This window comes from Microbacterium sp. A94, from assembly GCF_051842855.1.
GTDB lineage: Bacteria > Actinomycetota > Actinomycetes > Actinomycetales > Microbacteriaceae > Microbacterium.
Genome location: NZ_JBPXMU010000003.1, coordinates 1 through 13,700, shown reverse-complemented (window position 1 = coordinate 13,700; position 13,700 = coordinate 1). Strand labels below are relative to the sequence as shown.

Below are 13,700 nucleotides of genomic sequence, written 5' to 3'. Positions count from 1 at the left end.
CCCCGAGTGTAGGCGTGATCCGGTCGGGAATATCTCGCACGGGCCCGGGGTTATCCCCAGCATGAACGAAAAACTTGCCGCGGCAACAAGTATGGGTGCCGTCACTTTGTTCGTCGGCGACCTCGATGCTATGACAGCGTTCTACCGCGACATCGTCACCCTTCAGGTGCTGAGCACCGAACGCGACAGTGTGGTGCTTGGACGCTCCGGAACACCGATCGTCATCCTGCAGCACGAGCCGACACTCAAGCACCAGGCCGCCGGATCGGCCGGTCTGTTCCACACCGCCATCCTGTTCGAAACGCAGGCAGCTCTCGCCTCGGCACTGCTGTCGGTCGCGCAGCATGCGCCCCAGACGTTCACCGGCAGCGCGGACCACCTCGTCAGCCAGGCGTTCTACCTCACCGATCCCGAAGGCAACGGCATCGAGCTGTACTGGGATCGTGACCGCTCGGAGTGGTCTTGGACGCACGGCCAGGTCGAGATGGCCACCCTCTACCTCGACCCCAACACCTTTCTGCGCGAGCACCTCGGCGAGGCCCCCACCGACACGGCCCCTGCCCAGATCGGCCACGTGCACCTCTCCGTCGGCGACGCGGCAACCGCGCGCAGCTTCTACGTCGACCAGCTCGGCTTCGACGCGACCGCCTCGCTCGGCGATCAGGCGCTGTTCGTCAGCGCCGGCGGATATCACCATCACATGGCGATGAACGTATGGAACTCGCGCGGAGCAGGCCCACGGATGCCCGCACTCGGGCTCGGTCAGGTCGACCTCGCCCTGCCGAACACGGATGCCCTCGTTGACCTCAGCGAGCGCCTGAAGCACTTCGGCACTCAGGTCGCCGATGACGGCAAGACGCTCACATTCCTCGACCCGTGGCACAACACGCTGAAGGCGGAACTGGCGGCTTCCTGAGCGAATCAGCCGAGCGGAACGCGCAACTCGGCAGGATGGCGGCCCGCGAGGGTCGGCCACACAGCATCCGCGGCATCCGTCGGAATCTCGATGTGATGCGGCACCCCCAGAGTCTGCGTCCCGGCTGCTCGAGCCGCCGCGAGACCGATCAGTGAATCCTCGATCGCCACACAGTCTCTCGCCTCGACCCCGAGCAGTTCGACCGCCCGCAGGTACGCGTCCGGGAACGGTTTGCCCTGCTCGACGTCGTCACCGGTCACGACGACATCGAAGGTGTCCTTCGGCAGTGCGGCGATAATCGTGTCGGCATAGGTCCGATACGACATGGTTACCAGAGCGAGTCGGATGCCGGAACCGCGAAGCGCCGCGAGCATCTCGAGCGCTCCGGGACGCCAGGTGAGACCGGCCAGAGCGGTGTTGCGCATGGCCAACTCCAAGTGCCGCTCGACCAGCTCCGCCACAGATGCGTCAGCACCGAGCCGCTGCATGAGCGCAGCGCCGTCGGTCAGTGCCATTCCGACCAGTGGGGTCAGATCCTCTGCGCTCGGTTGAATGCCATGGAATCGGAGGATCTCGTCTGCGGCGGCGATCCAATGCGATTCGGTGTCGACGATCGTGCCATCCATATCCCAGAGAACCGCGGCCGGACGGCGGTTTGCGGGCTGTCTGTTACTCATGGTGCTCCTGTTTCAGCGCTCGGCCTCGTGCAGGCGGTGAAGCCGTGCACGAGGCCGAGCAGGGGTGAATCAACCGCGCGTCTGGTGGCGGCGCAGGTCATCGGCGATCTCCGGATACCGGGTCATCGCACTGTCCTCACTCTCACCACGTGGCACAGGATAGAGGACCAGAACAAACGGACCGTTTCTCTACGCCGAAGCGCGCACCACCAGTTCCGTCGGCAGGATCGTCGTCTGCGGCGGCTCCTCGCCCTTCAGTCGCGACAGCAGCACCGCGGTCATTGTCTCGCCCATCTGATACATCGGCTGGCGTACTGTCGTCAGCTGCGGAACCGCGCTCAGCGCGACCGCCGAGTCGTCGAAGCCCACAACGGCGATGTCCTCCGGCACGCGGATCCCCGCACCGCGCAGCACAGTCAGTGCCCCGCGCGCCATCAGATCGCTGGCGAAGAAAATCGCATCCGGCATCCCGATCTCCAGGATTTGCCGCGCGGCCTCGACACCACTCTCCTCGCTGAAGTCGCCCTCCACCTCGGCGAAGGGGGTGAGCCCTGACTCGGAGAGCACCTCACGATAACCCTGCACACGATCGACCGAGGCAAGCATCGTCGAGGGCCCGGAGACCGTCGCAATGCGCGTGCGCCCACTGTCGACGAGGTGCTGGGTGGCCCCGCGAGCGGCGGCCACGTTGTCGACGTCGACGACATAGTCGCCGGGCCGCGGGTTCGCTGATCGTCCACCGAACACGACAGGCACAGCATCCATGATCTGCTCGATGAACGCGTCACTGGTGTGATGCGAGACGATCAGCGCCCCATCCACTCCCCCGTTGCGCACGAAACTCGTCATCTTCGCCCCGGGATCGTCACTGGCCACGAGCAGATTCAACAGGTAGTCCGAGCCGCCGAGCGCACCGGTGATACCGGCGACGATCGATGCGAAGAAGGGTTCACCGAAGAACCGCGTGGTGTCCTCCGGAACAATCAACGCGATCGCGTGCGTCTGTCGTGACGCGAGCGAACGCGCCGCACGGTTGGGCACATAGCGCAACGTCGCGATCGCGTTCTGTACGGCTTCGAGCGCGGCCGGACTGACCGCGGTCGAGCCATTGACCACGCGAGAAACCGTCGACCTGGACACTCCGGCGGCCGCAGCCACCTCTTCGATGGTTGCGCGTGAAAGCACGGCTCCCCCTTCTTCGCGCACTCAGAGAGAACGTGCAGCGATGATGCGAGCGTACTCCCGACCGCTGTCCTTCAGAGCGCGCTGCTGAGTGTCGTAGTCGACGCGCACGATTCCGAAGCGCTTGTCGTAGCCCCACGCCCACTCGAAGTTGTCGAACATCGACCAGTAGAAGTAGCCACGAACGTCGACGCCGGCATCCGCCGCATCCAGAACCGCGCCGAGGTGCAGCCGCAGGAACTCGGTGCGATCAGCATCGTGAACCCGCGTCACACCGTCTTCCACAACCGCCTCGTCATCGTAGGCGGCGCCGTTTTCCGTCATGTAGAGCACCGTTCCGGCCGGCTCCGCGTAGTCGGTCCAGACCCGCTGCAGCAGACGCGTGAGGCCCTCCGGCTGCACTTCCCAGTTCTGCGCGGTGCGCGGAAGTCCTCGCTCGACGGAATGGATGCGTTCGCTGGACGGATACGGGCTGCGCACCCGTCGCTCAGTGGGCGGACCGCCCGCGACGGGGCTCTCGGCAGGAGCCGTGCCGGAGAGGAAGTCACCGTGGTAGTAGTTCACGCCCTGGGTGTCGATCTTCTGCGAGATCGTCTGCATGTCGCCGTCGTGGATCGCGGATTCGAACTGGTCCACAGCATCCGCATCGACCGCGCGAATGTCCCTGACGATATCCGACGGGTATTCGCCGCGGTAGATCGGATCCAGGAACCAGCGATTGAACTGGCCATCGATGCGGCGGGCGGCGTCGACATCGGCCAGGTCATGCGGGTTCACCGGGTCAGCGACGGTGTGGTTCAGCGTGATGCCGAGGTTGAGGTCCGCGTCGCGCGACCGCAATTCACGCACGGTCGCGCCATGCGCCAGCAGCAGGTGGTGCGAGGCGAGCAGCCCTTCGGCGACGCTCGTGTGCCCGGGGGCATGCTCGCCGCCGGTGTAGGAGAGGAACGACGAGCACCACGGTTCGTTCAGGGTCGTCCACACGTTCACCCGGTCGCCGAGCGCGTCGTGCATGGTGGCGGCGTATTCGAGGAAGCGGGAGGTCGTGTCGCGGTTCGTCCAGCCGCCGGTCTCCTGCAGCGCCTGCGGCATGTCCCAGTGGTACAGCGTCAGCCACGGCAGGATGTCCGCACCGAGCAGCTCATCGACCAGACGCTTGTAGAAGTCGACGCCCTTCTCATTGACGGCCCCGCCGTCGGGGCGCACCCGTGACCACGACGTCGAGAAGCGGTAGGTCTGCAGTCCGAGCTCGGTCATGAGCGCGACATCTTCCGGGTACCGGTGATAGTGGTCGCATGCCACGTCACCGTTCTCCGCGCCGATCACGGCACCGGGCACGCGGCAGAATGCGTCCCAGATCGAGTCCGTACGACCATCCTCGTGAGCGGCGCCCTCGATCTGATAGGCGGCAGTGGCTGCGCCGAAGAGGAAGTTGTCCGGGAACGGCCTGGGGGTCATAGATATCATCCTTTCACCGCGCCCGCCATGATGCCACTGACCAGCTGCTTGCCTGCCACCACGAAGAGGATGAGCAGGGGCAGGGTCGCGAGCACCGCACCGGTGAGCACGATCGAGTAGTCGACGTAATAGCCGGACTGCAGCTGGCTGAGCGCCGTCTGCAGCGTCGGGTTCTGGGGTGGGAGAACGATGAGCGGCCAGAGGTAATCGGTCCAGGCGGTCATGAAGGTGAACAGCCCGAGGATCGCCATGGCGGGCCGCGCAGCGGGAAGGCCGACGGTGAGGAAGGTGCGGAACTGGTTCGCCCCGTCCATGCGTGCGGCCTCGATGAGCTCGTCCGGGATGACGTCGACGAGGTACTGCCGCATGAAGAAGACGCCGAATGCTGTGACCAGTGTCGGCACGATGACGGCGCCGATCGAGCCTGTCCAGCCGAGCTCGCGCATCACCATGAACAGCGGGATGATTCCGAGCTGTGTCGGGATCGCCATGGTCACGATGACGAAGATCATCAGGCCGTCACGGCCCTTGAATCGCAGCTTCGCGAAGGCGTAGCCGGCGAGCGTGGAGAACGTCACGACCGAGAGTGTGATGACGCTGGAGATGATGACCGAGTTGCCCAGTGCCAGCCAGAACGGGATGGCATCGAGCACCTTGGCGGCGTTGGCGAAGAAGTTTCCGCCGGGGATCATCGGCAGGGTCTCACCACGGGTGGCGTTGGTGCCGCTGGCGACGACGAGGGACCACCAGAGCGGATATACGCTGCCGATGATGAACGCGGCCAGCAGTCCGTAGGTGAGGAATCCGGGACGGCTGCCGATGCCGGCTGCGCCGCCGGTCATACCTCGCCTGCGACGGATCTTCTCGGGCACGCTCAGTGCTTGGGTGGCGCTCATCGGTTCAGCTCCTTCGCGGTACGGCGGGCGCGACGACGCGCAGCTCTGTTCTGGGGTGCGTCACCTGTGGAGATGCCCCGTGAGATGAGGAAGTTGATCACGCCGATGCCGACGATCAGCAGGAACAGCAGGATCGCGACCGCGGATGCTTCGCCCAGGTTCCGCCGGAAGAACGCCATCTCCCAGAGGAACAGCACCGTCGTCTGGAACTGCCGTTCGCTGCCGCCGATACCGCCGGCGGTGGAGACGTCGAACAGGCGCGGCTCGGCGAAGATCTGCAGACCGCCAATGGTCGCTGTGATGATCACGAAGATGAGCGTCGGACGGATCGTCGGGATCGTGATGGAGATGAAGCGGCGGATCGGGCCCGCACCGTCGATGGCAGCGGATTCGTAGAGGTCACGTGGCACGGCCTGCATCGCAGCGAGCAGGATCAGTGCGTTGTATCCGGTCCAGCGGAAGTTGACCATCGTGGCGATCGCGATATGCGAGAGGAAGGTGTTGTGCTTCCACTCCTGGTCGACGATGCCGAGCAGGTTGAGGAGGTTGTTGGCCAGGCCGTCAGCCTCACTGAAGATGCTGGAGAAGATGATCGCCACAGCCACCGGAGTGACGACGAAGGGGATGAGGATGCTCATGCGCCAGAACGTGGGCGCGCGGAGTCCGCGATCCAGGAGATAGGCGACGATGAGCGCGACCGCGAGCTGCGGAATCGCGGAGAGCAGGAAGATGCTCAGGGTGTTGGAGATCGAGTTCCAGAACATGCCGTCGCCGAGGATCTCGACGAAGTTGGCGAAGCCGACGAAGTCTCCCTCGCCCTTGAGCAGATCCCAGTCGTGCACGGCGACGTAAACGGTGTAGATGAGGGGGAAGAGCCCGACGATGCCGAACACCAGGAAGAACGGCGAGATGTAGAAGTAGGGCGAGGCCTTCTGGTCGAACCGAGATGCGCGATGACGCCAGGAGGGCTTGGCCTTGTCGATCGGCTTCTTCGGCGCAGCGGATGCCGTGTCCCGGCGCTGGGCGGTGAGAGTCATGTGTTCCTACCTCTGAGGGATTGCACGGTTCAGGTCGCACTTTCTGTCGCTAAGGCAGCGCCGAAGCGACAGAAAGTGCGACCTGAGCGTGATGGGATGGTCAGCCGACGAGCTCGTTCAGGAGCGCGATGGCCTTGTCCCATGCCTCTTGAGTGCCCAACTCCCCACGGTCAAGAGCACTCAGCGGCGGGCCGAACACGTTCTCCTGGATGACGGAGTCATCCGCGCCCTTGAACTGTGCAACGACGCCCTTGGCGCGCTCTGCGAGGATCGCACCCGTCGGTGCGCCGTTGAAGAGCTCGTTCGGAGTCGCTGCAGCAGCCAGCTCCTCCTGTGCGGCGACCGTCGACGGGAAGTTGCCAGCAGCAGCGGACTGCTTGACCTGCTGCTCAGGCTGGGTCAGCCAGTTGGCAAGTGCCGCAGCGGCTTCCTTGTGCTCAGAGGTCTCGGGAACGGTGAGGAACGCGCCACCCCAGTTGGTCGCTCCTCCGGGGAACACATCGGCGAAGTCCCACCCTGTCGATGCGTCACCGCCGCCTGATTCCAGCTTGCCGGCGACGTTTCCGAGCATCCATCCGGGGCAGACCAGGGTGGCGAAGGTGCTGTCGACGAACGACTTGCCACCGTTCCAATCCCAGGCGGCCTCGGCAGCGGACTGGCCACCCTCGGTTGCTGCACCGAGCGTCTCGAATCGCTTCTTGAGCTCGGCATTGCCCTCGACGTTGAGCTCACCATCTGCGGTGTAGTAGCCCTCGTCGAGCTGGTTGACCATGGAGTTCCAGACGAATCCAGAGTGGTCGTACCAGGCTTTACCCGTCTTGGCCGTGTACTCGGCGCCGACGGCGAAGTAGTTGTCCCAGTCGCCCGTGAGCAGCTCTGCGACCGACTCACGGTCGCTGGGCAGACCCGCAGCCTCGAAGGCAGGGCCGTTGTAGCAGATACCGCTCGGACCGATGTCAGTGCCGTAGCCGATCACGCGGCCTTCGGCGTCGGTTCCCTGGTCGTACTTCCACTCCAGCCAGTCGCCCTTGCGGTCTTCGATGCCGTAGTCACGCAGGTCGACGAAGAGCTCCGAGACGTCCATGATGGCGCCGAGCCAGCCTTCTTCGATCGCGACAACGTCGCTGAGCCCGCCGCCGGCGCCGATCTTCGTGAAGACGTCGGTACGGGCGTTGCCGCCGGTGTCGATGTTCGTCGCTTCGATGGTGACGTTCGGGTTCAGGTCCTCGTATTCCTTGTAGAGGTCGTCGTAGCCGAAGGTGCCGAAGGTCGTGACGGACAGGGTGACCTGTTCGTCAGACGAGGCACCTGCATCGGCGTCGGCGTTGCCGGTGTCGGCCGAGCAACTGGCAAGGGCGAGGGCTGAGATGGAGGCGACAGCTGCTGTGGCCAGCATCCGTCGGCGGGCGCGTGTGTTCATGGTCACTCCTTTGTGCGAAATGGTGCGGGTCGGTCATGCGACTACGTGGGAGCGCTCCCACGCATTGCTCAGTTACTTTATGGGAGCGCTCCCACGAATGTCAAGCGAAAGATACCCTCAGCGCGGTGAAGTAGCATCGATCAGTGCCCTCAGCCGAAATATCCCCTGCTCTTACCCGCGCCGAGTCCCTGATCCGCAGCATCCCGGACTACCCCCAGCCCGGCATCCTGTTCCGTGACATCACCCCGCTGCTCGCCGACGCCGACGCCCTGCGGGCGACCACCGAGGCGATCATCGAGCCCTTCCTCGGACAGTTCGACGTCATCGCCGGCATCGAAGCGCGCGGCTTCCTGATCGCCAGCGCCGCCGCTCTCGCCGCCGGCGTTGGTCTGGTACCGATTCGCAAGGCAGGCAAGCTTCCTCGCCCCGCAGCATCCGTCGACTACGCCCTCGAATACGGCACCGCGACCATCGAGATGCACGACGACATCCCCGCCGGCTCCCGCGTGCTGCTCATCGATGACGTGCTCGCCACCGGCGGAACCCTCGCGGCGGGACGCCAGCTGATCGAGCGCCTCGGCTCGCACGTCGCCGGCATCTCGGTGCTGTTCGAGATCGACGGCCTCGGCGGTCGCGAACTCGTCGGCGACCTGCACACCGTCTTCCACTCCTAACCGCACTGCGGACGCATCCGCACTGCACCGCACGCACACGAAAGCGGCTCCCCACCCGAAGGTGAGGAGCCGCTTTTGCGTCAGATCAGATCACTCGTAGAGAACAGCAGCGATCTTCTCGTCGTCCATGTTGTCAGCGTCGTACCAGTACGAGCCGGTGTCGTAGAACTCCTCGACAGCCTCGCCGTTGGCAGCGTCGTAAGCCGCCTGGACAACCTGCGCGCCGATGCCGATCGGGTCCTGCGTGATGGCGCCGGCCATCAGGCCGTCCCTGATGGCGTTGAGCTGAGCTGCACCGGAGTCGAAGCCGATGATCTGGATCTTGCCCTTTTCGAGGTTGAGCTCGTTAGCGGCGTTCACGACGCCGATGGCCGAGCCCTCGTTGGTGCCGTAGATGCCCTTGAGGTCGGGGTGCGCGGCGATCATGGCCTTCGCGATGTCAGCCGACTTCAGGTGATCTCCATCGCCGTACTGGATGTCGACGATCTCGATGTCGGGGTAGTCCGACTCGATCTTGTCGACGAAACCGTCACGACGCTCGACACCGGTCGAGTTGATCTGCGAGTGACCGACGATGGCGACTTCGCCCTCGCCGCCGATCAGCTCTGCCATGTGCTCTGCAGCCAGCGCACCGGCCACCTTGCTGTCGGTGGCCGCCAGGCTCAGGCCCACGTCACCGTTGCACGGCGCGTCGAAGTACACGACCGGGATGTCCTGGGCCGCTGCCTTCTCAAGCGGTGCGACGCACGCCTCGGGGTCAAGGGCCGCATACGCGATGGCATCCGGGTTCTTGTCGATAGCTGCGGTCAGCATCTCGAGCTGCTGCGCGATCTCCGTCTCGGCCGCGGGGCCTTCGAAGGTGATCTTGACGCCGAGCTCTTCAGCCCTCTGCTCGGCACCCGTCTTGACGGCCTGCCAGAACTGGTGCTGGAAGCCCTTCGAGACCAGGGCGATGTACATCTCGTCGCTGCTGCTGCCGCCGTCAGTGCCGGCGCCCTCTTCGATGACCTCGCCGCCGCCGCCTGCGCAGCCAGCCATAACGAGCGCAGATGCGGCCACGAGTGCCGCGAATGCGGTCTTCTTGCCAAATCGCATGGAAACTCCATTGTTCTGTGTGGATGTCGGTCATATGACCGACGGTGTGGATGGGGAAGGGAAGGGAAGGGTCAGGTTCGCTGGCGGTTGCGCAGCGAGTCGAGGAAAACAGCCAGCAGCACGACAGCGCCGACGACAACGTTCTGCCACTCGGTCTGAATCGACAGGATGCGCAGGCCGTTGACCAGCACGCTCATGATCAGTGCACCGATCACGGTGCCCAGGATGGAACCGCGTCCTCCCAGCAGGGAGGTGCCGCCGATGATGACAGCGGCGATCGCCTGCAGTTCGTACCCGCTGCCGATCTGCGGCTGTGCGGAATCCAGGCGCGAGGCGATGATGATGCCCGCGACACCGGTGAAGGCGCCCGCGAACATGTAGATGAGGATCGTCCAGCGGCGGGTGTTCACACCCGACAGGCGCGTGGCCTCTTCGTTCGAGCCGATCGCGAAGGTGTACCGGCCCAGCAGCGTCTTCGACAGCACGAGGAACGCGACGATCGCGAGCAGCGCGGTGATGAGGACGGCGTTCGGGATGCCCGGGATAATCATGCCGAGCGCGATCTTCTTGAAATCCGGTGCGGAGCTGGAGAAGTAGATCGGGGCGACACCGGAGATGACCAGGGCGAGGCCACCGGCGATCATCATCATCGCGAGAGTCGCGATGAAGGGAGGCAGGTTCAGGAACGTGACATTGAAGCCGTTGATGAACCCCATCAGGACGCCGGTGGCGATACCGCCGATGACGCCAACCCAGACCGGCAGGCCCATATTGGTGACGAAGACACCCGTCATCACCGCGCACAGCGCCATACCGGTGCCGAGTGAGAGGTCGATGCCGCCGGTGATGATGACGAACGTCGTGCCGAGGGCGAGGATGCCGATCACCGCTGTCGACAGCAGCACCGTTGCGATGTTGCTGAAGGTGAAGAAGTTGGGGCTGGCGATCGAGAAGAAGATCACCAGCACGATGAGCGTGCCGAAGGCCAGCGACTGCTGGACCTGACGCTTCAGGTAGCCGACGACATCACGCTTGTCGGTGTTCTCGTTGACGGCCTGCTGAATGACAGTCGTCGTCTCTCCGGACTGCTTTGGGGTGCTCATCAGTCTTCCTCCCCGTGGGCTGCGAGTTGCATGATCTTCTCCTGGCTGGCTTCTTCATTGCGGAGAGTTCCGGTGATCCGGCCGTTCGCGAACACCGCGATGCGGTTGGCGACGCGCAGGATCTCGGGAAGCTCCGACGAGATGACAATGATGGATTTGCCGGCATCGGCAAGCTGCTGCATGAGCCGGTAGATCTCTTCCTTCGCGCCGACATCGATGCCTCGCGTCGGTTCGTCGAAAATGAGGATGTCGCAGTCGCGCATCAGCCACCGGGCGATGACGACCTTCTGCTGATTTCCACCGGACAGCAGTTTGACGATCTGGTTGACCGACGGGGTCTTCACGCGCAGTTGCTGCACGTAGTCCTTGGTCTGATTCTTCGCCTTGCTGTCACCCATCCAGCCGATCGCGTTCGCGTAGCGGCCAAGGGATGCCAGCACCGTGTTGAAGGTGACATCCTGCTCGAGCATGAGGCCGAGCTGCTTGCGGTCCTCGGAGAGGTAGCCGACGCCGCGCTTGACGGCATCCTCGGGCTGACGGATCTTGGCGTCGCGGCCGTTGATCGAGATCGTGCCAGCACTGCGCGCGTCCGCGCCGATCACGGCACGAGCGGTCTCCGTGCGACCGGCGCCCATGAGGCCGGCGAAGCCGAGAATCTCGCCGCGGTGCAACTGGAAGCTGACATCCTTCAGCAGCGCCTTGGTCGACAGGTTCGCGACATCGAGCACGACCGGATCGTTCGCGTGATCGCGGGCGCTGGGACGCGTTCCCTCGTCGATCACCCGGCCGACCATCATCTCGATGATCTTCGGGACGCTGATCTCGTTCTTCTCAAGTGATCCGATGTATTGACCGTCTCGCAGCACCGAGACACGGTCGGCGAGGCGGCGGAGTTCGTCCATGCGGTGAGAGATGTAGACGATGCCGGTGCCGTTGGCCTTGAGCTGTTCGATGAGGACGAAGAGCGTCTCAACCTCAGTGTCAGTGAGCGCCGATGTCGGCTCATCCATGATGAGCACCTTGGCGTTGAACGACAGCGCCTTGGCGATCTCGACCATCTGCTGTTCGGCGACGGTCAACTCGCCCACGCTCTGCTTCGGGTTCAGCTTGATACCGAGCCCCTTGAGTAGCTCAGTGGTCTGCTTATTGAGCTTGCGCTCGGACAGCAGCGGACCAGATGTGGGCTCGCGTCCGATGAAGATATTCTGCGCAACCGTCAGGTCGGGCATCATATTCAGTTCCTGATGGATGATCGTGATGCCGAGCTGCTGCGCCTGCAACGGGCTGGTCAGTTCGACCTGCTGCCCCTCGAACGTGATCGTTCCCTCATCGCGGGTGTAGATGCCCGAGAGAATCTTCATCAGCGTCGATTTTCCAGCGCCGTTCTCGCCGACGAGAACGAGCACTTCACCGGCGCGCACCTCGAGGTGCACATCCTTCAGTGCCTGCACACCTGGGAAGCCTTTGCTGATGCCGTCTACTCGGAGGATCGGATCGCTCATATGTTCACCTGCTCCCTTGAAGGTCGTGATTTCTGAAAAGATGTCGACACCGAGATTACCGTCAAACATCGGATCAATTGTGTACCAGCATCCTGTGTGATGCAAGTTGTATCTAAATGTACCTAACGTCGTCTCATCATGCTAGACCTGTAATAACAACTTCGTCACGGAATGCGCGCATGCGCAGAAAGAGGGATTGAAATGCTCATAGGTGCGCACGGCCTGGTCTTTACGGGAACCTTCGAAGAGGCGGGCCTGCGGCGCGCGATCGAAGGCACCAAGAACGCCGGATTCGACCTGATCGAGATCCCCTTGATGGACGCCGCCGCCTTCGACTCCGCTTTGGCCGGACGGATGCTGCGCGACAACGACCTCGCCGTGACGGCATCCCTCGGGCTGACGAACGCGACCGACCTGACCAGTGACGACGCCTCAGTCGTCGCCGCAGGCGTCTCGACACTGGAGCGCTGCCTGGATCATGTGGCGACGATGGGCGGCGATGTCTTGTGCGGCGTCATCTACTCCGCAATGGGCAAGTACATGGCACCGGTGACCGCACGGGGCGTGGCGAACAGCCAGGCCGCGATCTCGGGGCTTGCCGCGAAGGCCGCTGAGCGCGGCATCCGGCTCTCGCTCGAAGTCGTCAACCGTTACGAGTCGAACGTGTTCAACACGGGTCGCGGCGCGTTGGGCTTCCTCGATGGCGTGGACGGCGACGTCAGCGTGCACCTGGACACGTACCACATGAACATCGAGGAGTCGGATTTCTTCCAGCCTGTGCACGACGTCGCGCGCGCAGGAAAGCTCGGCTACGTGCACATCGGTGACAGCCACCGCGGATACCTCGGCACCGGGACCGTCGACTTCGCGACGTTCTTCCGGGCGCTGCACGACGTCGCCTACGACGGCCCGGTCGTGTTCGAGTCGTTCTCGTCGGCCGTGGTCAGCGCAGAGCTCAGTAACACCCTCGGCATCTGGCGCAACCTCTGGCAGGACTCCGATGACCTCGCGGCCCACGCGAACCGCTACATCCGCGACGCCCTGCACGCCGTCGGAACGATCGACCAGCACTAGGTCGCGGGCCCAGGCCTAGGCCCAGGCCTGGGCCTAGGCCTGGGCCGTTCACCCGGGCTGTCGCGCTCCTGCGGCTACGCCGACGCGTGCCCGACGACGCCCTTGCGCAGCAGCGCGTTGCCGTACTTGCGGGTCTCTCCGGTGCGCACCATCAGGTACGCAGGCCCGGCGAGGTCGTAGTACGCGAAGCGTTCGACGAATCGGGTGGTCTCGACAGTCGTTCCGGCAGCATCCATCAGCTCACGCTGCACGTCGAGGACCACGGCGTCGGCGGATTCCATCAGGTCGAGCCCCGGCGCATCGTCCAGGGGGATCACCGTGCGGATCGCGGCGAGCACCTCGGGCGTTGTCGTGCCGGGCAGGTCGATCACGTTGCGGCCGAGCGCCCACGCGGGGAAGTGCGCGTCGGCGATCACGACAGCATCCGAATGTCCCATCCGATCCAGGTGCAGCAGCAACTCACCGGTGAGGAGCGGGTTGATTCCTTCGAGCATGTTCTTTTCCTTTCCTGTCGCTCCGGTCGCAATTGGTGCTGCTCAAATCGAGGCAATGTCAAATGGTGGGAGCAACGCCGGGGGTTTAAGCGGCGAGTAGCAGCTCGTTCAGCCGGTTGGCTGGGGTCTGAAGCTCGAGGGTGGGTCGGGGCCGACGATTCAGCGTCGCAGC

13 protein-coding genes are annotated in these 13,700 nt (G+C 64.1%); 3 read left to right on the top strand and 10 right to left on the bottom strand.

What is annotated here, in order from left to right:
• Nucleotides 1-61: 61 nt before the first annotated feature.
• Entirely contained in the window at nucleotides 62-916 is an 855-nt protein-coding gene (locus tag ACSU1L_RS09640) for a VOC family protein (RefSeq protein WP_439255613.1), read from the top strand.
• Nucleotides 917-921: 5 nt separating this feature from the next.
• Here ACSU1L_RS09640 and ACSU1L_RS09635 read toward each other — a convergent pair whose 3' ends face one another.
• The 6 genes from ACSU1L_RS09635 to ACSU1L_RS09610 form a co-directional block, all read right to left on the bottom strand.
• A complete protein-coding gene (locus ACSU1L_RS09635) occupies nucleotides 922-1,593 on the bottom strand; it encodes an HAD family hydrolase (protein WP_439255612.1) in 672 nt (223 codons plus the stop codon).
• A gap of 189 nt (nucleotides 1,594-1,782) precedes the next feature.
• Nucleotides 1,783-2,778: a LacI family DNA-binding transcriptional regulator gene (locus ACSU1L_RS09630; RefSeq protein ID WP_438252844.1), complete on the bottom strand. Its 996-nt coding sequence runs from the start codon at nucleotides 2,776-2,778 to the stop codon at nucleotides 1,783-1,785.
• 21 nt (nucleotides 2,779-2,799) lie between these two features.
• The gene (locus ACSU1L_RS09625) at nucleotides 2,800-4,242 is read right to left on the bottom strand and encodes a GH1 family beta-glucosidase (RefSeq protein WP_439255611.1); all 1,443 of its coding nucleotides are present in this window, start codon (nucleotides 4,240-4,242) and stop codon (nucleotides 2,800-2,802) included.
• Nucleotides 4,239-5,129 carry a carbohydrate ABC transporter permease gene (locus ACSU1L_RS09620; RefSeq protein WP_438252842.1) on the bottom strand — a complete coding sequence of 297 codons (891 nt, stop codon included), beginning with the start codon at nucleotides 5,127-5,129 and terminating at the stop codon, nucleotides 4,239-4,241. The genes ACSU1L_RS09625 and ACSU1L_RS09620 overlap by 4 nt, the downstream gene beginning before the upstream one ends.
• Nucleotides 5,126-6,166, bottom strand: a complete 1,041-nt coding sequence (locus tag ACSU1L_RS09615; RefSeq protein WP_439255610.1) for a carbohydrate ABC transporter permease — start codon at nucleotides 6,164-6,166, stop codon at nucleotides 5,126-5,128. The genes ACSU1L_RS09620 and ACSU1L_RS09615 overlap by 4 nt, the downstream gene beginning before the upstream one ends.
• A 100-nt stretch (nucleotides 6,167-6,266) precedes the next feature.
• Nucleotides 6,267-7,586: an ABC transporter substrate-binding protein gene (locus ACSU1L_RS09610; RefSeq protein WP_439255609.1), complete on the bottom strand. Its 1,320-nt coding sequence runs from the start codon at nucleotides 7,584-7,586 to the stop codon at nucleotides 6,267-6,269.
• A 143-nt stretch (nucleotides 7,587-7,729) separates the two neighbouring features.
• Between ACSU1L_RS09610 and ACSU1L_RS09605 the strand changes: the two genes are divergently transcribed.
• Nucleotides 7,730-8,260 carry an adenine phosphoribosyltransferase gene (locus ACSU1L_RS09605; RefSeq protein WP_439255608.1) on the top strand — a complete coding sequence of 177 codons (531 nt, stop codon included), beginning with the start codon at nucleotides 7,730-7,732 and terminating at the stop codon, nucleotides 8,258-8,260.
• Between the two features lie 90 nt (nucleotides 8,261-8,350).
• On the opposite strand, the gene ACSU1L_RS09600 is transcribed toward ACSU1L_RS09605, so the two are convergent.
• The 3 genes from ACSU1L_RS09600 to ACSU1L_RS09590 all read right to left on the bottom strand — a co-directional run bounded on the left by ACSU1L_RS09600 (nucleotide 8,351) and on the right by ACSU1L_RS09590 (nucleotide 11,960).
• Entirely contained in the window at nucleotides 8,351-9,355 is a 1,005-nt protein-coding gene (locus ACSU1L_RS09600; protein ID WP_438252838.1) for an ABC transporter substrate-binding protein, read from the bottom strand.
• 71 nt (nucleotides 9,356-9,426) lie between these two features.
• On the bottom strand, nucleotides 9,427-10,458 hold the full coding sequence (locus tag ACSU1L_RS09595) for an ABC transporter permease (protein WP_438252837.1): 1,032 nt from the start codon (nucleotides 10,456-10,458) through the stop codon (nucleotides 9,427-9,429).
• Nucleotides 10,458-11,960 carry a sugar ABC transporter ATP-binding protein gene (locus ACSU1L_RS09590; RefSeq protein ID WP_438252836.1) on the bottom strand — a complete coding sequence of 501 codons (1,503 nt, stop codon included), beginning with the start codon at nucleotides 11,958-11,960 and terminating at the stop codon, nucleotides 10,458-10,460. Before ACSU1L_RS09590 ends, ACSU1L_RS09595 begins: the two co-directional genes overlap by 1 nt.
• 201 nt (nucleotides 11,961-12,161) lie before the next feature.
• On the opposite strand from ACSU1L_RS09590, the gene ACSU1L_RS09585 reads away from it, so the two are divergent.
• Nucleotides 12,162-13,034, top strand: coding sequence for a sugar phosphate isomerase/epimerase family protein (locus tag ACSU1L_RS09585; RefSeq protein ID WP_439255607.1), 873 nt, complete (start codon nucleotides 12,162-12,164; stop codon nucleotides 13,032-13,034).
• Nucleotides 13,035-13,108: 74 nt separating this feature from the next.
• Here the strand turns inward: ACSU1L_RS09585 and ACSU1L_RS09580 are convergent, their stop codons facing one another.
• Nucleotides 13,109-13,528, bottom strand: coding sequence for an RbsD/FucU family protein (locus ACSU1L_RS09580; protein ID WP_438252834.1), 420 nt, complete (start codon nucleotides 13,526-13,528; stop codon nucleotides 13,109-13,111).
• Nucleotides 13,529-13,700 lie beyond the last annotated feature (172 nt).

What these genes read in the sequence shown, in the direction of transcription:
- ACSU1L_RS09635 (WP_439255612.1), bottom strand. Translation starts at nt 1,593, where the DNA reads ATGAGTAACAGACAGCCCGCAAACCGCCGTCCGGCCGCGGTTCTCTGG.
- ACSU1L_RS09640 (WP_439255613.1), top strand. Translation starts at nt 62, where the DNA reads ATGAACGAAAAACTTGCCGCGGCAACAAGTATGGGTGCCGTCACTTTG.
- ACSU1L_RS09600 (WP_438252838.1), bottom strand. Translation starts at nt 9,355, where the DNA reads ATGCGATTTGGCAAGAAGACCGCATTCGCGGCACTCGTGGCCGCATCT.
- ACSU1L_RS09610 (WP_439255609.1), bottom strand. Translation starts at nt 7,586, where the DNA reads ATGAACACACGCGCCCGCCGACGGATGCTGGCCACAGCAGCTGTCGCC.
- ACSU1L_RS09590 (WP_438252836.1), bottom strand. Translation starts at nt 11,960, where the DNA reads ATGAGCGATCCGATCCTCCGAGTAGACGGCATCAGCAAAGGCTTCCCA.
- ACSU1L_RS09625 (WP_439255611.1), bottom strand. Translation starts at nt 4,242, where the DNA reads ATGATATCTATGACCCCCAGGCCGTTCCCGGACAACTTCCTCTTCGGC.
- ACSU1L_RS09595 (WP_438252837.1), bottom strand. Translation starts at nt 10,458, where the DNA reads ATGAGCACCCCAAAGCAGTCCGGAGAGACGACGACTGTCATTCAGCAG.
- ACSU1L_RS09585 (WP_439255607.1), top strand. Translation starts at nt 12,162, where the DNA reads ATGCTCATAGGTGCGCACGGCCTGGTCTTTACGGGAACCTTCGAAGAG.
- ACSU1L_RS09580 (WP_438252834.1), bottom strand. Translation starts at nt 13,528, where the DNA reads ATGCTCGAAGGAATCAACCCGCTCCTCACCGGTGAGTTGCTGCTGCAC.
- ACSU1L_RS09615 (WP_439255610.1), bottom strand. Translation starts at nt 6,166, where the DNA reads ATGACTCTCACCGCCCAGCGCCGGGACACGGCATCCGCTGCGCCGAAG.
- ACSU1L_RS09620 (WP_438252842.1), bottom strand. Translation starts at nt 5,129, where the DNA reads ATGAGCGCCACCCAAGCACTGAGCGTGCCCGAGAAGATCCGTCGCAGG.